The sequence below is a fragment of the Mycobacterium colombiense genome (genome assembly GCF_001672755.1).
Taxonomy (GTDB): domain Bacteria; phylum Actinomycetota; class Actinomycetes; order Mycobacteriales; family Mycobacteriaceae; genus Mycobacterium; species Mycobacterium colombiense_C.
Map to the genome: position 1 here is coordinate 1 of NZ_LZKI01000013.1, position 21,620 is coordinate 21,620.

Below are 21,620 nucleotides of genomic sequence, written 5' to 3' on the forward strand. Positions count from 1 at the left end.
GGCCCGCGCTGGCCGAGGTGGTCAACCGCGAGGGCGTCGACGCCGTGGTGTACGACGAGGAATTCACCCCGACGGTGGACCGCGCACTGGCCGACAGGCCGGACGCCGCCCGCATCGTGGCCTGGACGGACGGGCAACACCATCTCACCGTCGGGGTGAATTCCTCGTCGTACACCACGGCGTCGACGCCCTCGCGGTTGACCACCTCGGCCAGCGCGGGCCCGGCGAACGAGGTGTTGAGCAGCACGACGTCGGAACCGATCCGGTTGACGGCCACCACCGCCTCGACGAAGCCGCGATGATTGCGGCACATGATGCCCACGACCTTGGGTTGACCCGCGGGCAGCTGTTGCAGCGCGGCGCCGAATGCGTTGATCCGCTCGTCGAGCTCGCGCCAGGTCAACGTGCCGCGTTCGTCGATCAGCCCCGGGCGATCCGGGCAGCGCTGCGCCGCACTGGCGAAGCCGACCGTCATGCCCATGCCCTCGCGGCGCATGGCCGCGGCCATCTTCAGGTAGCGGTCGGGGCGCATCGGCGCGATCATGCCGGCGCGGCTCAGCGTGGTGACCAGGCCGAGGGTCTCGCTCAACGGGTTCGGCACGGCTCAGCCCAGGATCGGGAAACGACGCTTGGCGGCCAGCTCGGTCAGCGCTTCCTGCATCACCGACCGCACGTACTCGTCGACCTCGTCGACGTCCGGGTCGTCGCCGAATTGCTTGGCGATGTCGATGGGCTCGAGCACCTGGGTCACGATCTTGGTGGGCAGCGGCAGGTTCGGCGGGATGACCGCGCTCAGGCCGAAGGGGAAGCCGAACGACAACGGCAGAATCGCGCTGCGCAGCAAGCGTTTGATGCCCAGCCGCTCGGCCAGCCAGGTGCCGCGGGTCAGGTAGAGCTGGGTCTCCTGGCCGCCGATGGACACCGCAGGCACGATTGGTACGCCGGCCTCGATCGCGGTGCGGATGTATCCCTTGCGGCCGTTGAAGTCGATCACGTTCTCCGACAGGGTCGGCCGGTAGGCGTCGTAATCGCCGCCGGGGAACACGATCACCACGCCGCCGGACCGCAACGCCTCGGCCGCGTTCTCCCGATTGGCCCGGATGTATCCGGTGCGCCGGAAGAAGTCTGCGGTGGGGCCGGTCATCAGGATGTCGTGGCTCAGCGTGTAGACCGGCCGGTCGTAGCCGAGTTTGTCGTAGAAGTGGACGCTGAAGATCGGGACGTCCATGGGGAACATGCCGCCGGAGTGGTTGCCGACCACCAGCGCCCCGCCGGGCGGGAACGCGTCCAGGCCGTGCACCTCGGACCGGAAGTAGGTTTTCAGGACCGGGCGCATGACCGCCATCAGGCGCTGGGTCAAGCCGGGGTCGAATTTGCCGATATCCCCGCCGCCGGGGTTGCCGTTGTCGGTCACGTTCCTCCCTTGACACTCGCACGATGCCGCTTGAGGTTTGCGGAGCCGAGTCGAGTCCCTCGATGGTAGCGACCGGACCCTCGCTGCTGTCAGGGTGTTTCACTCCATTTCGTCCAGGTATATGGTGCGGTCCCCGCCCGGGCGCTATTGTTACGGCGCCCTAAGTAATCCTCGAGCAAAGGGGACCTTGATGGACGTAGCGGGTCTGTCACCCGAACGCGGCACACGCCCAAGCGCCACGCACAGATCGGCGGGCACCCGGGACCGTCGCGGACGGCGGCACCATACGGGCGCGCCCCGCGCGGAAACCGCTCGTCACAGTCAAGAACCGTCCCGGCCCGCACCGGCCCTCGAGCGGGTCGCCGATGCGCTCGCCGCGGCCGGCCCGGAGAGCGCGGACCAGCAGCAGGCCGACTACTTCGTGCGCCTGCTCGCCGGGCGGCGCGGCTTCATCGATCAGCGCATCGAGGAGTATCAGCGCAAGATCGGCACCGCGGAAGCCAAGGGCGATCTCGACGCGGTGGTGAACCTGCGCCGCCTGGTGCGCATCGGTGAGCAGGATCGGCGGACCCTGGACGACCTGCTCGACAAGCTGCGCCGGCGGTTTGTCCGCCGCGTAGCCCAAGGCCCGCGCTGAATCGCCCATCGCCGCAGCCGTTTTCGTCATCGGAGCAGTGACGAGGTAGTCGCACAGATCACTGGCATGCGCAAATCGACCCGCCCGCATCGTGGTGCCGATACATTCGATGGGCCAGCTTGTTTCTAGACAGGAAAGAGGCCGCCCATGGGATTCATGGCTCCGGAACTTCCGGACGTCGATCACAAGAACTGGCCGACCCTGCCCCGGGCCACCCGACTGCAAGTGGTGACGCGGCATTGGGCGGAGCACGGCTTCGGGACGCCGTACGCGGTATACCTGCTGTACCTGCTCAAGATCCTGCTGTACATCGCGGTGCCCGCCGCCATCATCTCGCTCACTCCCGGCCTCGGCGGGCTCGGCCGCATCGGCGACTGGTGGACGCAACCCATCGTCTACCAGAAGGTCGTCATCTTCACGCTGCTGTTCGAGGTCACGGGCCTCGGCTGCGGATCCGGGCCACTGACCGGGCGGTTCATGCCACCGATCGGAGGCATCCTTTACTGGTTGCGGCCCAACACGATTCGCCTACCGGCCTGGCCCGGTAAGGTTCCGTTCACCAGTGGCGACAGCCGTACCGTCGTCGACGTCGCACTGTATGCCATCGTTCTGATCGGCGGGGTGTGGGCGCTGCTATCACCCGGTCACGGCGGGCCGGTCACCGCCACCGGCGACGTCGGCCTGATCGAGCCCGTCCGGGTCATCCCGACGATCGTCGCCCTGGCGCTGCTGGGACTGCGCGACAAGACGATCTTCTTGGCCGCCCGCGGCGAACATTATTGGCTGAAGCTGTTCGTGTTCTTCTTCCCGTTCACCGACCAGATCGCGGCCTTCAAGATCATCATGCTCTGCTTGTGGTGGGGCGCAGCGACTTCCAAGCTCAACCACCACTTCCCTTACGTAGTTGCGGTGATGACGAGCAACAACGCGCTCCTACGGCCCAAGTTGTTCACCCCGATCAAGCACCTGCTCTACCGCGACCACGTCAACGACCTACGGCCCACCTGGTTGCCGAAGCTGATGGCTCATGTTGGTGGTACGACAGCCGAATTCATCGTTCCCACGGTTCTGGTGTTCGTCGCCGGCGATCAACCGTGGCGGTGGTTCCTGATCGGGTTCATGGTGGTCTTCCACCTCAACATCATTTCCAACCTCCCGATGGGAGTGCCGTTGGAGTGGAACGTGTTCTTCATCTTCTCGCTGTTCTACCTGTTCGGGCATTACGGCGGGATTCGTGCCACCGATCTTTCCTCGCCGCTGCTGCTGGCGCTCGTGGTGGTCGTGGTGGCCATCGTGGTTGCGGGAAACATGTTCCCCGAGAAGATTTCGTTCCTGCCGGCCATGCGCTACTACGCCGGCAACTGGGCCACCAGCCTGTGGTGCTTCCGGGCGGGCACCGAGGAGAAGGTCGACGCCCAGGTTGTCAAAAGCTCCGCGCTCGTCGTCAATCAGCTGGCCCGGCTCTATGGACCGGAGACCGCCGAAATCATGGCGGACAAGGTGGCGGCGTTCCGCGCGATGCATATTCACGGCCGGGCGCTCAATGGCCTGTTGCCGCGGGCGATCGGCAACGAGGCCGACTACAAGGTGCGCGAGGGCGAGGTCGTGGCCGGGCCCCTGGTCGGGTGGAACTTCGGCGAAGGCCATTTGCACAACGAGCAGCTGCTCGAGGCGGTACAGCGGCGCTGCAACTTCGAGGACGGCGAGCTTCGCGTGATCGTCCTCGAGGGTCAACCGATCCATATCCAAAAGCAGTGGTACCGCATTCTGGACGCCAAGACCGGATTGATCGAGGCGGGCTACGTCACCATCGAGGACATGGCGTCGCGTCAGCCGTGGCCCGAACGGGGTGACGAATTTCCGGTTCACCTCACCACACAACCCGTCGTTCACGGCGAGTCGTGACGAAGGCTGTCGTCGTCGGCGCCGGGCCCAACGGCCTGGCCGCGGCGATCCAGCTCGCCCGCCACGGCGTCGACGTGCAGGTGCTGGAGGCGCGCGACACCGTCGGCGGGGGAGCGCGCTCGGCCGAGCTCACGGTGCCCGGTGTGATCCACGACGTCTGCTCGGCCACCCACCCGTTCGGCGTCGGCTCGCCGTTCTGGGCGGAGATCGACCTGACGAGCTACGGGCTGGTCTGGAAGTGGCCGGAAATCGACTGCGCGCATCCGCTCGACGACGGCACCGCCGGCGTGCTGTACCAGTCGATCGATCGGACGACGGCCGGCATGGGACCCGACGCTCCCCGGTGGCGGCGCGCCGTCGGGGACCTCGCCGCCGGATTCGATCAGCTGGCGCAGGACCTGCTGCGCCCGGTGCTGCACGTCCCACGCCACCCGGTGCGCCTGGCCGGTTTCGGGCCGCGCGCGCTGCTGCCGGCCACGGTGATGGCCCGCTGGTTTCGCACCGAGCAGGCCCGCGCGCTGTTCGGCGGCGCCGCCGCGCACATCTATACCCGGCTGGACCGCCCGCTGACAGCCTCCATGGGGCTGCTCTTTCTGGCCAGCGGGCACCGCTACGGATGGCCCGTCGCCGAGGGCGGCTCCGGGTCGATCACCCGGGCCCTGGCCACCGCGGTGGAGGCGCACGGCGGCGCCATCGCCACCGGGGTGACCGTCACGGGCCGCCGCGACATCCCGGACGCCGACATCGTCATGCTCGACCTGAGCCCCGCCGCCGCGCTGCAGCTCTACGGCGACGCCATGCCCGACCGCATCAAACGCTCCTACCGGCGCTACCGCCAGGGGTCCTCGGCGTTCAAGGTCGACTTCGCCGTGCGGGGCGACATCCCCTGGACCAACGCCGACTGCAGGCGCGCGGGCAGCGTGCACCTCGGCGGCGGCTTCGCCGAGATCGCCGGCACCGAACGTCAACGCGCGCAAGGCACAATGGCCCAGCGGCCGTTCGTCCTCGTCGGGCAGCAGTACCTGGCCGACCCGTCGCGCTCGGCGGGCGGCGTCAACCCGGTCTGGGCCTACGCGCACGTGCCGTTCGGCTACACCGGCGATGCCACCGCGGCCGTCATCGACCAGATCGAGCGGTTCGCCCCGGGATTCCGCGACCGCATCGTCGCGACGGTCAGCAAGAGCACCACCGAGCTGGCGGCCTACAACGCCAACTACATCGGCGGCGACATCCTCGGCGGCGCCAACGACGGCCTCCAGGTCATCCTGCGGCCCCGCATCTCGGTCAACCCGTATGCGACCGGCGTGCCGGGTGTCTATTTGTGTTCGCAGTCCACGCCGCCGGGAGCCGGGATTCACGGCCTGTGTGGCTATTACGCCGCCGAGGCCGCACTGGGCTGGGCCCGCCGCCGTCACCGTTAGCTCCGGTCGCGTGTGGCCGACGTCACGGCCGTTGTACCAGGGCGGCAACGGTCGAGCTCACTGATCTAGGCTGGCGACGAGCGCAGATCAGCGGACACAGGAAAGAAAGACGACAGGAGAGACAAGTGACGGTCCGAGTAGGTATCAACGGCTTCGGTCGCATCGGGCGGAACTTCTACCGGGCCCTACTGGCTCAACAGGAGCAAGGCACCGCCGACATCGAGGTGGTCGCGGTCAACGACCTCACCGACAACGCCAGCCTGGCACACCTGCTGAAGTTCGACTCCATCCTGGGCCGCCTTCCCCACGACGTCAGCCTCGAGGGTGACGACACCATCGTCGTCGGCAGCAAGAAGATCAAGGCGCTCGAGGTCAAGGAAGGCCCGGCGGCGCTGCCCTGGGGCGACCTGGGCGTCGACGTCGTCGTCGAGTCCACCGGCATCTTCACCAACGCCGCCAAGGCCAAGGGCCACCTGGACGCCGGCGCCAAGAAGGTGATCATCTCCGCGCCCGCCACCGACGAAGACATCACCATCGTGCTGGGCGTCAACGACGACAAGTACGACGGCAGCCAGAACATCATCTCCAACGCCTCGTGCACCACTAACTGCCTCGGCCCGATCGCCAAGGTGCTCAACGACGAGTTCGGCATCGTCAAGGGCCTGATGACCACCATCCACGCCTACACCCAGGACCAGAACCTGCAGGACGGGCCGCACAAGGACCTGCGCCGGGCCCGCGCCGCCGCGCTGAACATCGTGCCGACCTCCACCGGCGCCGCCAAGGCCATCGGCCTGGTGCTGCCCGAGCTGAAGGGCAAGCTGGACGGGTACGCGCTGCGGGTGCCGATCCCCACCGGTTCGGTCACCGACCTCACCGCCGAGCTGAAGAAGTCCGCCACCGCCGACGAGATCAACGCCGCGATGAGGGCCGCCGCCGAGGGGCCCATGAAGGGCATCCTGAAGTACTACGACGCGCCGATCGTGTCCAGCGACATCGTCACCGACCCGCACAGCTCGATCTTCGACTCCGGCCTGACCAAGGTGATCGACGACCAAGCCAAGGTGGTGTCCTGGTACGACAACGAATGGGGCTACTCCAACCGCCTCGTCGACCTGGTCGCCCTGGTCGGCAAGTCGCTGTAAACCGTGGCTGTCCACACTCTGAAAGACCTTCTCGCCGAGGGGGTTTCCGGACGCGGCGTGCTGGTGCGCTCCGATCTGAACGTGCCGCTCGACTCCGACGGTCAGCACAGCAAGATCACCGACGCCGGCCGCATCACCGCCTCGGTGCCCACGCTGAAGGCCTTGGTCGACGCGGGCGCCAAGGTGGTGATCGCCGCGCACCTGGGGCGGCCCAAGGGCGGACCCGACCCGAAGCTGTCGCTGGCGCCGGTCGCCGCGGCGCTCGGTGACCAGCTCGGCCGGCACGTGCAGCTGGCCGGCGACGTCGTCGGCACCGACGCGCTGGCGCGCGCCGAGGGCCTGACCGACGGCGACGTCCTGCTGCTGGAGAACATCCGCTTCGACGCCCGCGAAACCAGCAAGGACGACGGCGAGCGGCTGGCGCTGGCCGAGCAACTGGCCGAATTGGTCGGGCCGACAGGAGCTTTCGTCTCCGACGGCTTCGGCGTGGTGCACCGCAAGCAGGCCTCCGTGTACGACATCGCCACCCTGCTGCCGCACTACGCCGGCACGCTGGTGGCCGACGAGATCCGGGTGCTGGAGCAGTTGACCAGCTCCACGACGCGCCCCTACGCGGTGGTACTGGGTGGGTCGAAGGTGTCCGACAAGCTCGGCGTCATCGAGTCGCTCGCCACCAAGGCCGACAGCATCGTCATCGGCGGCGGGATGTGCTTCACCTTCCTTGCCGCCCAAGGCTTCTCGGTTGGTAAGTCGCTACTGGAGACCGACATGGTGGACACCTGCCGCAGGCTGCTGGACACCTACGTCGACGTGCTGCGGCTGCCGGTGGACATCGTGGTGGCCGACAAGTTCGCCGCCGATGCGACCCCACAGACCGTCGCGGCCGACGCCATCCCGGACGACCTGATGGGCCTGGACATCGGACCGGGCTCGATCAAGCGGTTCACCACGCTGCTGTCCAACGCCCAGACCGTGTTCTGGAACGGCCCGATGGGCGTGTTCGAGTTCCCGGCGTTCGCCGCGGGCACCAAGGGCGTCGCCGAGGCGATCGCCGCCGCCACCGGCAAGGGCGCGTTCAGCGTGGTGGGCGGCGGGGACTCCGCGGCCGCGGTGCGCGCGCTGGGCATCCCGGAAGGCGACTTCTCGCACATCTCCACCGGTGGGGGAGCGTCGCTGGAATACCTTGAGGGCAAGACGCTTCCGGGTATCGAGGTGTTGAGCCGACCCCAGCCCGACCACAACTAGGGAGGCCCTGAGTCGTGAGCCGCAAACCGCTGATCGCCGGCAACTGGAAGATGAACCTCAACCACTTCGAGGCCATCGCGCTGGTGCAAAAGATCGCGTTCGCGTTGCCGGACAAGTACTACGACAAAGTGGACGTGACGGTGCTGCCGCCGTTCACGGATCTGCGCAGCGTGCAGACCCTGGTCGACGGTGACAAGCTGCGGTTGACCTACGGCGGGCAGGACCTCTCCGAGCACGATTCGGGCGCCTACACCGGCGACATCAGCGGCGCCTTCCTGGCCAAGCTGGGATGCAGGTTCGTCGTCGTCGGGCACTCCGAGCGGCGCACCTACCACCACGAGGACGACGCGGTGGTGGCCGCCAAGACCGCCGCGGCGCTCAAGCACGAATTGACCCCGATCGTCTGCATCGGCGAGCACCTCGAGGTGCGCGAGGCGGGAAACCACGTCGGCCACTGTGAGGAGCAGCTGCGCGGCTCGCTGGCCGGGCTGTCCGCCGAGCAGATCGGCAAGGTCGTCATCGCCTACGAACCGGTGTGGGCGATCGGCACCGGGCGGGTGGCCAGCGCCGGCGACGCCCAAGAGGTGTGCGCGGCGATCCGCAAGGAACTGGCCGCGCTGGCATCACCGCAGATCGCCGAGGACGTGCGGGTGCTCTACGGCGGCTCGGTGAACGCGAAGAACATCGGCGAGCTGATCGCCCGCGACGACATCGACGGCGGTCTGGTCGGCGGCGCGTCCCTGGACGGCGAGCAGTTCGCCACGCTGGCGGCGATCGCCGCCGGTGGGCCTCTTCCATAGGGTGGGGCCCTGAGAACGACCCCGCCCCGGTAAGCTGGCCGTCATGCAGTTGGCTTTGCAGATCACCCTTGTCGTCACCAGCATCCTGGTGGTGCTGCTGGTGCTGCTGCACCGCGCCAAGGGTGGTGGCCTGTCCACCTTGTTCGGTGGCGGTGTGCAGTCCAGCCTGTCCGGCTCCACGGTGGTGGAAAAGAACCTGGACCGGCTGACGTACTTCATCACCGCCATCTGGCTGGTGTGCATCGTCGGCATGGCGCTGCTGATCAAGTACCGCTGACCGCTGATCACCTCGACGGGCGGACACTGACATCCGCATCGATACTGGGTCCCATGGTTGAGGCATCCGAGGGCACGCTGGAACCGATCGGCGCCGTACAGCGCACCCTGGTCGGTCGTGAGGCGACCGAACCGATGCGGGCCGACATCAGGCTGCTGGGCGCCATCCTGGGCGACACCGTCCGCGAGCAGAACGGGCACGAGGTATTCGAGCTCGTCGAGCGCGCCCGGGTGGAATCGTTCCGGGTGCGCCGCTCCGAGATCGACCGCGCCGAGCTGGCGCGGATGTTCGACGGCATCGACATCCGCCAGGCCATCCCGGTTATCCGCGCGTTCAGCCACTTCGCTCTGCTCGCCAACGTCGCCGAAGACATCCACCGGGAGCGCCGCCGGGCGATTCACGTCGCCGCCGGCGAGGCGCCGCAGGACAGCAGCCTGGCCGCAACCTACGCCAAACTCGACCGGGCGCAACTGGATTCGGCCACCGTCGCCGACGCGCTGAAGGGCGCGGTGGTGGCCCCGGTGATCACCGCGCACCCCACCGAGACCCGCCGGCGCACCGTCTTCGTCACCCAGCACCGAATCACCGAGCTGATGCGGCTGCACGCCGAGGGGCACCGGGAGACCGACGAAGGCCGCAACATCGAACTCGAGCTGCGCCGCCAGGTCCTCACGCTGTGGCAGACCGCGCTGATCCGGTTGTCCCGGCTGCAGATCACCGACGAGATCGAGGTGGGGCTGCGCTACTACGCCGCCGCGTTCTTCCGGGTGGTCCCGCAGGTCAACGCCGGGGTGCGCGACGCGCTGCGGACACGCTGGCCCGATGCCGACCTGTTGAACCAGCCGATCCTGCAGCCCGGGTCGTGGATCGGCGGTGACCGCGACGGCAATCCGAACGTGACGGCCGACGTGGTGCGCCAGGCCACCGGCAACGCAGCGTTCACCGCACTGGCGCACTACCTGGCCGAATTGACCGCCCTGGAACAGGAGCTGTCGATGTCGGCGCGCCTGGTCGCGGTCACCCCCGAGCTGACGGAGCTGGCCGAGGGCTGCGGGGAGAAGGCCCGCGCCGACGAGCCGTACCGGCGCGCGGTGCGTGTCATCCGCGCCCGGCTCACCGCGACGGGCGCCGAGATCCTGGATCGGCGACCGCAGCATCAGCTGGACCTGGGGTTGACGCCGTACGCCGCCCCGGCCGAGCTGCAGGCCGACCTGGACACCATCGATGCGTCGCTGCGCGCGCACGGCAGCGCACTGCTGGCCGATGACCGCCTGGCGCTGCTGCGAGAAGGCGTGCGGGTCTTCGGCTTTCATCTGTGCGGCCTGGACATGCGGCAGAACTCCGACGTGCACGAGGAAGTGGTCGCCGAGCTGCTGTCGTGGGCGGGCGTGCATCCGGATTACGGTTCGCTGCCCGAAGACGAGCGGGTCGAGCTGTTGGCCGCCGAGCTGGCCACCCGCCGGCCGCTGGTCGGCGACCGCGCGGAACTGTCCGAGCTGGCGCACCAAGAGCTGGGCGTGGTACGCGCGGCCGCGCATGCCATCCAGCGCTACGGGCCGTCCGCCGTACCGAATTACGTGATCTCCATGTGCCGTTCGGTCTCCGACGTCCTGGAGGCCGCGATCCTGCTCAAGGAGGCGGGCCTGATCGACGCGTCCGGGGACGCGCCCTACTGCCCGGTGGGCATCTCGCCGCTGTTCGAGACCATCGACGATCTGCACAACGGCGCGACGATCCTGCACGCGATGCTCGAACTCCCGATCTATCGCGCGCTGGTGGCCGCGCGCGACGACAGCCAGGAAGTGATGCTGGGGTATTCCGACTCCAATAAGGACGGCGGATATCTGGCCTCCAGCTGGGCGGTGTACCGGGCAGAGCTGGCCCTGGTCGAGGTGGCGCGCAAGACCGGAATCCGGTTGCGGCTCTTCCACGGTCGCGGCGGCACCGTCGGCCGCGGCGGCGGCCCGAGCTACGAAGCCATCCTGGCGCAGCCGCCCGGGGCGGTGAACGGCTCGCTGCGGCTCACCGAGCAGGGCGAGGTGATCGCCGCGAAATACGCCGAACCGCAAGCGGCACAACGCAACCTGGAGAGCCTGCTGGCCGCCACACTGGAATCGACGCTGCTGGATGTGGAGGGCTTGGGCGACGCCGCGGAGCCGGCGTATGCGGTGCTCGACGAGGTAGCCGTGCTGGCACAGCGCGCCTATGCCGAATTGGTGCACGACACACCGGGTTTCGTCGACTACTTCATGGCCTCCACCCCGGTCAGCGAGATCGGTTCGCTGAACATCGGCAGCCGGCCCACCTCCCGCAAACCCACCCAGTCCATCTCCGACCTGCGCGCCATCCCGTGGGTGCTGGCGTGGAGTCAGTCCCGGGTGATGCTGCCCGGCTGGTACGGCACCGGGTCGGCGTTCGAACAGTGGATCGCAGCGGGCCCGGAAAGCGAAAGCGAGCGGGTGGACATCCTGCACGACTTGTACCAGCGCTGGCCGTTTTTCCGCAGCGTCCTGTCGAATCTGGCTCAAGTGCTGGCCAAGAGCGACCTCGGCCTGGCCGCGCGCTACGCCGAACTGGTGGACGACGAGGAGTTGCGGCACCGGGTGTTCGACAAGATCGTCGACGAGCACCGCCGCACCATCGCCATGCACAAGCTCATCACCGGTCAGGACAACCTGCTGGCCGACAACCCGGCGCTGGCGCGTTCGGTGTTCAACCGTTTCCCGTACCTCGAGCCGCTGAATCACCTGCAGGTGGAGTTGCTCCGCCGCTACCGGTCCGGCGATGACGACGAGTTGGTGCAGCGCGGCATTTTGCTGACGATGAACGGACTGGCCAGCGCGCTGCGAAACAGCGGCTGATAACCCGCGAATCGGTCACCGGCCCGGGGCGCTCGCGAATACCCTGAATCGACGCGCCGTCGACCGAGGAGAGCAGTGAGCGGATCCGGACTACCCCTGTGGCTCTTTTTGGTTTCTGTCATCGCCGTGGCGATCGTGATCGCGGTGGGCTCCATCTGGTTGGGAAATCGCATCCTGCCGATGCAGCACTACGGGAAGGGACCGAACCCGGCGATCGCCTCGTTCCTGACCGTCGTCGGGTTCATTTACGGCGCCCTGCTGGGCTTCACCGTGGTGGCCACCTGGGAGCACTTCTCGTCCACCCAGGTCGTCGTGTCCGGCGAGGCGTCCGCGCTGACGACGATGTACCGGCAGACCGTCGCGATGCCCGAACCGGAGCGCACCGAAGTTCAGGAGCTGTTGCGCAAGTACGCGAGCTCGGTGGCGGGCCCGGAGTGGAACAAGCAGCGCAACGACGGCGCGCGCGCCGCGATCACCCGGATGTATCGCACCGTCGGGCGCCAGCAGCCCAACGTCGCGGCCAAGCCGATCAATCAGCAGTTCCTCAACCAGTTGAGCGTGCTGGCGTCCGACCGCAACGAGCGGATCGTGGGCACCAAGCCACGGATCCCCGCCCTGATGTGGGCGGGCCTGATCTTCGGTGCGGTTGTGCTGGTTGCGTTTACGGGTTTCCTGCGGATGGGCAGCACCGTCGGCCACGTCATCGTGTCCGGCACGGTCGCGGTTCTGCTGGGTGTGCTGCTGTGCGTCGTGTTCCAGCTTGATCACTCGTACGCGACCGATCAGCGCATAACCTCCGGGCCGTTCCAGCACGCGTTGGACATTTTCGACTCGGTCGACAACGACAGCCGCTACTTCCCGCGCTGAGCATTGACGTTGCGGGCCGCGGTATCGGCCGGGTAATGGTTGAGTTCGGGGGCTCGGCCGCAAGGGCCGCATACGCAGTGGACGTCTATGCAACGGGGAGGTTGGCATTGAAGACCATCACATTCGGCAAGACGGGGCTCGAGGTTTCCCGGTTGGCGTTCGGTACCTGGGAGTTTTGTAGTGACTGGGGCCATGCCGACGAGGAGGCCGCGATCGCCATGATCCGCAGCGCCCGCGAGCTCGGCATCAACTTCTTCGACACCGCGCAGCAATACGGGTTCGGCGCGGCCGAACGCCTCCTGGGCAAGGCCCTTCGCGACGACCTCAAGAAATCGCGGGACGAGGTGGTGATCGCCACCAAGGGCGGCCTGCGTGCCACCGACAACGGCCTGGTTCGCGACGGCAGCCGGAAATGGCTGCGCGAAGGCGTGGAGTCCAGCCTGAAAGCACTGGGCATCGACCACATCGACGTCTACCTGGTGCACTGGCCCGACCCCGACACCCCGGCGGCCGACACCGCCGGGGCGCTCGCAGAACTGGTGTCGGAAGGCAAGATTCGCCACGTGGGTGTGTCGAACTACGACACCGCGCAGGTGCGCGAGTTTTCCGAGACGCTGCCGGTGGAAGTGGTGCAGCCGCCCTATCACCTGTTCCGCCGCGATATCGAGGACGAGCTGCTGCCGTATGCGCGCGAGCAGGACATCGGCGTGATGGTGTACGGGCCGCTGGCGCACGGTCTGCTGACCGGGACGATGAAGGCCGATACCCGTTTCGCCGCCCAGGACTGGCGCGGCAAGAGCGATATCTTCAGCGGCGACGGCTACCTGCGCAACCTGGAAGTCGTTGCGCGCCTTGAAGATCTGGCCGCCGGCCTGGGCGTGACGATCAGCCAGCTGGCGATCGCGCGGGCCATCGCGCAGCCGGGTGTGCACGTCGCCATCGTCGGTGCCCAGCACCTGCGATACCTGCGGGAAAGCTCGCGCGCGGCCGACATCACGCTGTCCGAGGGCGACCTCGTTGCCATCGACGACATCCTGGGGGCGGCGACACCGGTCGGCGGTCCCTACCCCGAGATGCACCAGAAGGCGAGCTAGCTCAGCCCTTCAGCAGCTCGCCGACGTGCGCGGTGACCGAATCGGTGAGGCCCTGCAGGTCGTAACCGCCTTCGAGCACCGCCACCAACCGGCCGTCGCACAGCTTTTCGGCCGTCGTCATCAATTCCCTGGTGACCCAGGCGAAGTCGGCGGCCGTCATGGTCAGTGAGCCGAGCGGATCGCGTTCGTGGGCGTCGAAACCCGCGGACACGATGATCAGCTCTGGCGAAAATGCCTGCAGCGCGGGCACTATGCGATCCTGAAATGCCGCGCGCAATTCGGCGCCGCCATCACCCGGCGCCAGCGGCGAATTGAAGATGTTGCCGACGCCGGTCTCTCGCACCGCGCCGGTCCCGGGAAACAGCGGCATCTGATGCGTGGACGCGTAGAGCACGCTCGGGTCGGAGTAGAAGATCTGCTGGGTGCCGTTGCCGTGATGAACATCGAAATCGACGATGGCGACCCGCAGCAGCCCGTGTTTGCGTTGTGCGTGACGCGCGCCGATGCTGATGTTGTTGAACAGGCAGAAGCCCATCGCCCGCTCGGTCTCGGCATGGTGGCCCGGCGGGCGGCACGCGACGAACGCGTTCTGCGCGTCACCGGCCAACACTCGGTCCACGGCCTGCAGCGTGGCGCCCACCCCGCGCAGCGCCGCCTCCCAGGTCGAGGGCTCCATCATGGTGTCGCCGCCGTCGAGGTAGACGTAACCTTCGTCGGGCCGCGCGGCTTCCAGTGCGTCCACGTAGCGATGGGAGTGCACGTAGCGCGTCGTGGCGAGGTCGGCGGGCTCGGCCTCCTCGCGCACCAGGGCGTCGAACTGCGGCCGGCTCAGCGCCGCCTGCACCGCGCGGTAGCGGTCCGGCCGTTCCGGATGGCCCGGAGCCGTCCGATGGGCGGCGAAGGCGGAGTGGTGCAGCAGCAACGTGGCCATCGAGGGTCCTGTCGAGGCGCCTACTGGATGGTCCGGTTGCGCAGCCGGTCCACGAAGCCGCGCACCGCATGCTCGGTCATCGCCAGCGGGGAGATCATGGTCTCGCCCACCCGCACCATGTCATCGACCCGCGCGACGATGGCTTCCACCGGCTCGACCAGCACGATCAGCCGCTTGGCCAGGTCGTCCAGGCTGGTCATGGTGCCGTCCAGGTGATCCAGGCCCGCCTCCAGGCGCTCGACCGTGGCGTTCAGGGCGGAAAGGGAACTGCTCAGCTCCTTCATGGTGGTGCTCAAACCGTCGAGGACGTCTTCGACCTGCTCCACCGTCTTGTCGGCGTTCAACGCGGCCTGGGTGAGCGTCTTGATCCGGCTTCGCTCTTGCCCCCCGCGCACGGTTCTGTCTGCCATGTCCGTCATTATGACCCGGCCGGCGCGGGCGGGAGCCCGAAGGGATGCACGACTACCGAAAGCGCTATCGCATTTCAGAACCGGGTCACGCGACGCCGGATGGGTTCGACGGCAGCTTGGCCGCGGCGTCCTCGTCGAGCAGCCACAGCGTGGTGTCCTGTCCGACCGCCCCGGCGGCCGGCACCGAGACCGGTGCGGCGCCCCCGATGGCGGCGGCCACCGCGTCGGCCTTGCCGCCGCCGGTCACCAGCAGCCACACCTCGCGGGACCGCGCAATGGCGGGCAGCGTCAAGGTGATTCGCTGCGGCGGGGGCTTGGGGGAGTCGTCGACCGACACCACCATGCGCGCGGTTTCGAGCACCGCCGGGGTGTCGGGGAACAGCGAGTTGATGTGGCCCTCGGGTCCCATGCCCAGCAGGTGGACGTCGAAATTCGGAACCGGCTCGCCGGGTGCGGCGTTGGCGGCCAGCAGCTGCTCGTAGGCCAGCGCCGCCGCCGCGAGGTCGCTGCCGAATTCGCCGTCGCTGGCCGGCATCGGGTGCACCTGGCTGGACGGGACGTCGACGTGTGAGAGCAACGCGGCCCGGGCCTGCTTGTCGTTGCGCTCGTCGTCGTCTTCGGGGACGTAGCGTTCGTCGCCCCAGAACAGATGCACCTTCGACCAGTCGATGTCGCGTCCCACCAACGATTGCAACAGCCCGATGCCGTTGCCGCCGCCGGTCAGCACGATGAGCGCTCGGCCCCGCGCCGCCACGGCGGTCGCGATGGTGTCGGTCAGCCGCGTCGCGGCGGCGTCGACCAGGGTCTTGCTGTCCGGGAAAACTTCGATGTTGGTGCTCACACGTATTGCACTTTCTCAATGCCTTCGAGCGCGGTTTGGTAAATCTCGTCGGGATCCAATCGACGCAGGTCCTCGGCGAGGCACTCGCCGGTTTCCCTGCGCGCCAAGGGAAGCAGGGCGTCTGGGCGGGCCGTGCGACTCAGTGTGGCCGTCCTGCCTTCCTGCGGCCGGCTCAAGACGATGGTTTCGCTGTTGCGCGCCAGTTCGATCTTGAGCTCGCCGACCGCCCGGCGCACCGGGCCGTCGATGCGGCTGGCCAGCCACCCGGCCAGGACGTCCAGGGCCGGCTCGGTTCGCAGACCGGACACCAGCGCCGACTCGATCGGTTCATGCGGCGTCAGGTCGACGGCGGAGGTGAGCAGCGCGCGCCAGTAGGTGATGCGCGCCCAGGCCAGGTCGGTGTCACCCGCGGTGTATCCGGGCAGCCGGCTCTTGATGGCCGCCAACGGGTCGACCCCGTTGGTCGCGTCGGTAATGCGCCGAATCGCCAACCGGCCCAATGGATCTTGTGCGGGGACCGCCGGCGCGACGTCGGGCCACCAGGCCACCACCGGGATGTCGGGTAGCAGGAAGGGGGTGACCACGCTGGCGGCGTGGCCGAACAGCGCCCCCGACAGCCGCAGCACCACGACTTCGGTCGCGCCGGTATCGCCGCCGGCGCGCAGCTGCGCGTCCAGGCGCGGCTTGTCCGCGTACGGATCGCCGCGCATCGTGACGATGATTCGGCTGGGGTGTTCATGGCTGGCGTCGTTGGCCGCTTGCAGCGACTCTTCGAGGATCTCCTCGCTGTCCGGCGCGATGATCAAAGTCAGCACCCGGCCCATCGCGACGGCGCCGACCCTTTCGCGCAGTTCGTCGAGCTTCTTGTTGACCGCGGTGGTGGTGGTGCCCGGCATGTCAATGATCAACGGCGCCACTCCTTCTCATCGCGGTGGCTCTGCATCGTCGTGGCGCGGATCACGGCCGCCGCCATTCCCGGCCGGTGCGACGCAGCATCTCGAAGGATGAATCCGGGCCCCAGGTGCCCGCCTCATAGGCTTCGGGTTTGCCGCTCGTTGCCCAGTTATCGAGGACGGGATCGAGTATCTCCCAAGCCAATTCGACCTCTTCGTTGACCGGGAAGAGGGACGGCTCGCCCAGCAGCACGTCCAGGATCAGCTGTTCGTAGGCTTCCGGGGATTCCTCGGCGAACGCCGAGCCGTAGGAGAAGTCCATGTTGACGTCGCGGACTTCCATCGCGGTGCCCGGCACCTTGGAGCCGAACCGCAGCGTGACGCCTTCGTCGGGCTGCACCCGGATCACCATGGCGTTGGCGCCCAGCTCGTCGGTCATGGTCGCGTCGAACGGCAGGTGCGGCGCACGCTTGAAGATCAGGGCGATCTCCGTCACCCTGCGGCCCAGGCGTTTTCCGGTTCGCAGGTAGAAGGGCACGCCGGCCCAGCGGCGGGTGTCCACCTCGAGCGTGATGGCGGCGAACGTCTCGGTGGTCGAGTCCTTGGCGAACCCGTCCTCGTCGAGCAGTCCGACGACCTTCTCGCCGCCCTGCCAGCCCGCGGCGTACTGGCCGCGACTGGTGGTCTCATCGAGTGGCTCGGCGAGCTGCGTTGCCGAGAGCACCTTGATCTTTTCCGCCTGCAGCGCCTTCGGAGTGAAGCTGACCGGCTCTTCCATCGCGGTCAGCGCCAGCAGTTGCATCAAATGGTTCTGGATGACGTCGCGCGCGGCGCCGATGCCATCGTAATAGCCTGCCCGGCCGCCTAATCCGATGTCTTCGGCCATGGTGATCTGCACATGGTCGACGTAGTGCGCGTTCCAGATCGGGTCGAACAACTGATTGGCGAACCGCAGGGCCAGGAGGTTACGCACCGTCTCCTTACCGAGGTAGTGATCGATCCGGAAGACCGCCTCCTCCGGAAAGACGGCGTTGACGGTCTTGTTCAGGGCTTGCGCGCTTTCCAGGTCGTGGCCGAACGGTTTCTCGATGACCACCCGGCTCCACCGTTCGCCCTGCGGACGCGCCAAACCGGACTTGTGTAGTTGCTCCAACACCAAGGGAAAGGACTTGGGCGGAATGGCCAGATAGAAGGCGTGGTTACCGCCGGTCCCGCGCTCGGCGTCCAGCTTGTCCAGGGTCTCGGCCAGCCGAGCGAACGCCTCGTCATCGTCGAAAGCGCCTGACACGAAACGGAATCCCTCGGCCAGCCGATCCCAGCTCTCCTGCCGGAACGGCGTGCGGCAGTGTTCCTTGACGGCCTCGTGCACCACCTTGCCGAAATCCTGTGTACTCCAATCCCGGCGGGCGAAGCCCACCAGCGAGAAGCTGGGCGGCAGTAGCCCGCGATTGGCCAGGTCGTAGATCGCCGGCATGACCTTCTTGCGGGCCAGGTCGCCGGTGACGCCGAAGATGACCATCCCGCACGGCCCCGCGATCCGCGGGAGCCGCTTATCGCGCTTGTCCCGTAACGGGTTTTGCCATTGCGGCGCGGTACGGGCCGGGCTCATTTGGAGGCGGAACCCAGTTGCTTCTGTGTTTCCTCCAGCAGCTCGGTCCACGAATCCACGAACTTCTCGACGCCCTCGTTCTCCAGCACCACGAACACGTCCCGCAAGTCGATCCCGACCTCGGACAGCTTGTCGAACACCTGCTGGGCCTCGCCGGCGGTGCCGGAGACCGTGTCGCCCTTGATCTCGCCGTGATCGGCGACGGCGTCAATGGTCTTCTCCGGCATGGTGTTCACCGTGTTGGGCGCCACCAGTTCGGTGACGTAGAGGGTGTCCGAGTAGTCCGGGTTCTTGACGCCCGTCGACGCCCACAGCGGACGCTGCACGCGGGCCCCGTCGGCCTTGAGTGACGCGTAGCGGTCGCCGCCCTCGAACACCTCCTGGTAGGCCGCATAGGCCAGCCGGGCATTCGCCACGCCGGCCTTACCGCGTAGCGCGAGCGCGTCCTCGTTGCCGATCTTCTCCAGCCGCTTGTCGATCTCGGTGTCCACCCGGGATACGAAAAACGAAGCCACCGAATGGATCTTGGACAGGTCGTGTCCGGCCTCGCGGGCCTTCTCCAGGCCGGCCAGGTAGGCGTCCATCACGGCCCGGTGCCGTTCGACCGAGAAGATCAGCGTGACGTTGACCGAAATGCCTTCGGCCAGAACTGCGGTGATGGCCGGGATGCCGGCCTTGGTGGCCGGGATCTTGATGAACAGGTTCGGCCGATCGACGATCTTCCACAGCTCGACGGCCTGCGCGACGGTCTTGTCGGTCTCGGCCGCCAGGCGCGGGTCGACCTCGATGGACACCCGGCCGTCCACGCCGTCGGACGCCTCCCACTCACGCTTGAGCACGTCGCACGCGTTGCGGACGTCGTCGGTGGTGACGGTGCGGATGGTGGCGTCGACGTCGGCCCCGCGCTCGGCGAGCTCGGCGATCTGGCCGTCGTAGGAATCGCCCTCCGCCAACGCTTTCTGGAAGATCGACGGGTTGGTGGTCACGCCGACGACGCTCTTGGTGTCGATCAGCTCCTGCAGGTTGCCGGACTGCAGCCGCTGACGCGACAGGTCGTCAAGCCAGACGGATACGCCGGCGGCGGACAGCGCCGCCAGATTCGGGTTCTGAGCGGTCATGTGAATTACCCTTTCCTCAGTTATCCACTACTTGTTCCGCGGCGGCCGCGACGGCTTCGGCGGTGAAGCCGAATTCACGGAATAAGGTTTCGTAGTCGGCGGATTCGCCGTAGTGCTCGATCGAGACGATCTTGCCGGTGTCGCCGACCAGCCTGTGCCAGCTCTGCGCGACGCCGGCCTCGACGGCCACCCTGGCCGAGACGGTCGGCGGCAGCACGCTGTCGCGGTAGTCGTCCGGCTGCGACTCGAACCACTCGACGCACGGCATGGAGACCACCCGCGCCACAATGTCCTTGTCCGCCAACATCTTCTGCGCCTCGACCGCCAGCTGAACCTCCGAGCCGGTGGCGATCAGCACCACATCGGGGTCTTGGTCGGCGTCCCCGCCGTCCGAGCCCAGGATGTAGCCGCCTCGGGCCACGCCGTCGGCGCTGGTGCCCTCGAGCACCGGCACGCCCTGGCGGGTCAGGATCAGCCCGACCGGTCCGCTGCCGTTGCCGCGGGCCAGGATCGTGCGCCAGGCGTGGGCGGTCTCGTTGGCATCGGCGGGGCGCACCACCGAGAGCTTCGGGATGGCGCGCAACGCCGCGAGGTGCTCGATCGGCTGGTGCGTCGGGCCGTCCTCGCCGAGTCCGATGGAATCGTGCGTCCACACGTAGATGGTGTCGATGTCCATCAGCGAGGCCAGCCGGACCGCCGGGCGCATGTAGTCCGAGAACTGCAGGAACGTGCCGCCGTAGGCCCGGGTGGGGCCGTGCAGCACGATGCCGGACAGGATGGCGCCCATCGCGTGCTCGCGGACACCGAAGTGCAGGGTGCGCCCGTACCAGTCCGCCGTGTAGTCCTTGGTCGAAATCGAGGGCGGGCCAAAGGATTTGACGTTGTCCATGGTGGTGTTGTTGCTGCCCGCCAGGTCGGCCGAGCCGCCCCACAACTCGGGCAGCTTCGGTCCGACCGCGTTGAGCACCTTGCCGGACGCCGCGCGGGTGGCCAGGGCCTTGTCGCCCGGATTCCAGACCGGGATGTCGGCGTCCCAGCCGTCCGGCAGCTTCTCGGCGGTCAGCCGGTCCAGCAACGCCTTGCGTTCGGGTTGGGCCTGCGCCCAGGCGTCGAAATCCGCCTGCCACTTCTCGTGGGCTTCCTTGCCGCGGTCCACCAGCTTGCGGGTGTGGGCGAGCACGTCGTCGCGCACCTCGAACTTCTTTTCCGGGTCGAAGCCGAGGATTTCCTTGACGGCGGCGACTTCCTCGTCGCCCAGGGCCGCGCCGTGCGCCTTGCCGGTGTTCATCAGCTTGGGGGCGGGGTAGCCGATGATGGTGCGCAGCGAGATGAACGACGGCCGGTCGGTGGCAGCCTTGGCGTTGGCGATGGCCTCCTCGATCGCGACGACGTTCTCGCCGCCCTCGATCTCCTGCACGTGCCAGCCGTAGGCCCGGTATCGCGCGGCGGTGTCCTCGCACAGCGCGATGTCGGTGTCGTCCTCGATCGAGATCTCGTTGTGGTCGTAGAAGACGATGAGGTTGCCCAACTGCTGGACGGCCGCCAGCGACGAGGCCTCCGAGGTGACGCCCTCCTCGATGTCGCCGTCGGAGGCGATCACGTAGATGAAGTGGTCGAACGGGCTGGTGCCCGGGGCCGCGTCGGGATCGAACAGGCCGCGCTCGTAGCGGGCGGCCATCGCCATGCCCACCGCCGAAGCCAGGCCCTGTCCGAGCGGACCGGTGGTGATCTCGACGCCCTTGGTGTGCCGGAACTCCGGGTGCCCGGGGGTCTTGGAGCCCCAGGTGCGCAGGGACTCGATGTCGGAGAGCTCCAAGCCGAAACCACCCAGGTACAGCTGCAGGTACAGCGTCAGGCTGCTGTGCCCGCAGGACAGGACGAACCGGTCGCGGCCCAACCAGTGGGTGTCGCTGGGGTCGTGGCGCATCGCGCGCTGAAACAAGGTGAACGCCAGCGGCGCAAGGCTCATCGCCGTCCCCGGGTGGCCATTGCCGACCTTCTGCACCGCGTCCGCGGCCAGCACCCGGATGGTGTCGACGGCGGCCGAGTCGAGTTCGGACCAGTCGTCGGGGAGGTGCGGTTGGGTCAGCGTAGAGATCTCTTCGAGTGTCGTCACAGACATTGTCCTTGGGTCATCGAGCTGATCAATCCC

General features: G+C 67.7%; 19 protein-coding genes. 10 read left to right on the forward strand and 9 right to left on the reverse strand.

The window, feature by feature from the left end:
• Nucleotides 1-544: AMP-binding protein (locus tag A5708_RS02155; protein WP_155765849.1), on the reverse strand; the 544-nt coding region annotated here is incomplete at its 3' end.
• A gap of 60 nt (nucleotides 545-604) precedes the next feature.
• On the reverse strand, nucleotides 605-1,345 hold the full coding sequence (locus tag A5708_RS02160) for a lysophospholipid acyltransferase family protein (protein ID WP_231117793.1): 741 nt from the start codon (nucleotides 1,343-1,345) through the stop codon (nucleotides 605-607).
• A gap of 259 nt (nucleotides 1,346-1,604) precedes the next feature.
• Between A5708_RS02160 and A5708_RS02165 the strand changes: the two genes are divergently transcribed.
• The 10 genes from A5708_RS02165 (at nucleotide 1,605) to A5708_RS02210 (ending at nucleotide 13,666) form a co-directional block, all read left to right on the forward strand.
• Nucleotides 1,605-2,051 (forward strand): hypothetical protein, encoded by a 447-nt coding sequence (locus A5708_RS02165; RefSeq protein WP_065027053.1) that lies wholly within the window; start codon nucleotides 1,605-1,607, stop codon nucleotides 2,049-2,051.
• 147 nt (nucleotides 2,052-2,198) lie between these two features.
• Complete coding sequence (locus A5708_RS02170; RefSeq protein ID WP_065027054.1) at nucleotides 2,199-3,956, forward strand: DUF3556 domain-containing protein; 1,758 nt, start codon at nucleotides 2,199-2,201, stop codon at nucleotides 3,954-3,956.
• Nucleotides 3,953-5,377, forward strand: coding sequence for a phytoene desaturase family protein (locus A5708_RS02175; RefSeq protein ID WP_065027055.1), 1,425 nt, complete (start codon nucleotides 3,953-3,955; stop codon nucleotides 5,375-5,377). The genes A5708_RS02170 and A5708_RS02175 overlap by 4 nt, the downstream gene beginning before the upstream one ends.
• A gap of 125 nt (nucleotides 5,378-5,502) precedes the next feature.
• Nucleotides 5,503-6,522 carry a type I glyceraldehyde-3-phosphate dehydrogenase gene (gene gap, locus A5708_RS02180; RefSeq protein WP_065027056.1) on the forward strand — a complete coding sequence of 340 codons (1,020 nt, stop codon included), beginning with the start codon at nucleotides 5,503-5,505 and terminating at the stop codon, nucleotides 6,520-6,522.
• Nucleotides 6,523-6,525: 3 nt separating this feature from the next.
• Nucleotides 6,526-7,767 (forward strand): phosphoglycerate kinase, encoded by a 1,242-nt coding sequence (locus A5708_RS02185; protein ID WP_065027057.1) that lies wholly within the window; start codon nucleotides 6,526-6,528, stop codon nucleotides 7,765-7,767.
• 14 nt (nucleotides 7,768-7,781) lie between these two features.
• The gene (gene tpiA, locus A5708_RS02190) at nucleotides 7,782-8,567 is read left to right on the forward strand and encodes a triose-phosphate isomerase (RefSeq protein ID WP_065027058.1); all 786 of its coding nucleotides are present in this window, start codon (nucleotides 7,782-7,784) and stop codon (nucleotides 8,565-8,567) included.
• Nucleotides 8,568-8,610: 43 nt separating this feature from the next.
• Nucleotides 8,611-8,844: a preprotein translocase subunit SecG gene (gene secG, locus A5708_RS02195; RefSeq protein WP_065027059.1), complete on the forward strand. Its 234-nt coding sequence runs from the start codon at nucleotides 8,611-8,613 to the stop codon at nucleotides 8,842-8,844.
• 53 nt (nucleotides 8,845-8,897) lie between these two features.
• Nucleotides 8,898-11,705, forward strand: a complete 2,808-nt coding sequence (gene ppc / locus A5708_RS02200; RefSeq protein WP_065027060.1) for a phosphoenolpyruvate carboxylase — start codon at nucleotides 8,898-8,900, stop codon at nucleotides 11,703-11,705.
• Between the two features lie 75 nt (nucleotides 11,706-11,780).
• Nucleotides 11,781-12,572 carry a DUF4239 domain-containing protein gene (locus tag A5708_RS02205; protein WP_065027061.1) on the forward strand — a complete coding sequence of 264 codons (792 nt, stop codon included), beginning with the start codon at nucleotides 11,781-11,783 and terminating at the stop codon, nucleotides 12,570-12,572.
• A gap of 107 nt (nucleotides 12,573-12,679) precedes the next feature.
• On the forward strand, nucleotides 12,680-13,666 hold the full coding sequence (locus A5708_RS02210; RefSeq protein ID WP_065027062.1) for an aldo/keto reductase: 987 nt from the start codon (nucleotides 12,680-12,682) through the stop codon (nucleotides 13,664-13,666).
• A 1-nt stretch (nucleotide 13,667) separates the two neighbouring features.
• Here A5708_RS02210 and A5708_RS02215 read toward each other — a convergent pair whose 3' ends face one another.
• From A5708_RS02215 to tkt, 7 genes are all read right to left on the reverse strand, one after another.
• The gene (locus A5708_RS02215; protein ID WP_065027063.1) at nucleotides 13,668-14,597 is read right to left on the reverse strand and encodes a histone deacetylase family protein; all 930 of its coding nucleotides are present in this window, start codon (nucleotides 14,595-14,597) and stop codon (nucleotides 13,668-13,670) included.
• Nucleotides 14,598-14,617: 20 nt separating this feature from the next.
• Entirely contained in the window at nucleotides 14,618-15,016 is a 399-nt protein-coding gene (locus A5708_RS02220) for an ATPase (RefSeq protein WP_065027064.1), read from the reverse strand.
• 76 nt (nucleotides 15,017-15,092) lie between these two features.
• Nucleotides 15,093-15,848 (reverse strand): 6-phosphogluconolactonase, encoded by a 756-nt coding sequence (gene pgl, locus A5708_RS02225; RefSeq protein ID WP_065027065.1) that lies wholly within the window; start codon nucleotides 15,846-15,848, stop codon nucleotides 15,093-15,095.
• The gene (opcA, locus tag A5708_RS02230) at nucleotides 15,845-16,756 is read right to left on the reverse strand and encodes a glucose-6-phosphate dehydrogenase assembly protein OpcA (protein ID WP_065027081.1); all 912 of its coding nucleotides are present in this window, start codon (nucleotides 16,754-16,756) and stop codon (nucleotides 15,845-15,847) included. Before opcA ends, pgl begins: the two co-directional genes overlap by 4 nt.
• 49 nt (nucleotides 16,757-16,805) lie before the next feature.
• Nucleotides 16,806-18,350, reverse strand: a complete 1,545-nt coding sequence (zwf, locus tag A5708_RS02235; RefSeq protein WP_065027066.1) for a glucose-6-phosphate dehydrogenase — start codon at nucleotides 18,348-18,350, stop codon at nucleotides 16,806-16,808.
• On the reverse strand, nucleotides 18,347-19,468 hold the full coding sequence (gene tal, locus A5708_RS02240) for a transaldolase (protein ID WP_065027067.1): 1,122 nt from the start codon (nucleotides 19,466-19,468) through the stop codon (nucleotides 18,347-18,349). The genes zwf and tal overlap by 4 nt, the downstream gene beginning before the upstream one ends.
• A 16-nt stretch (nucleotides 19,469-19,484) precedes the next feature.
• A complete protein-coding gene (gene tkt, locus A5708_RS02245) occupies nucleotides 19,485-21,584 on the reverse strand; it encodes a transketolase (RefSeq protein WP_065027068.1) in 2,100 nt (699 codons plus the stop codon).
• Nucleotides 21,585-21,620: the final 36 nt, after the last annotated feature.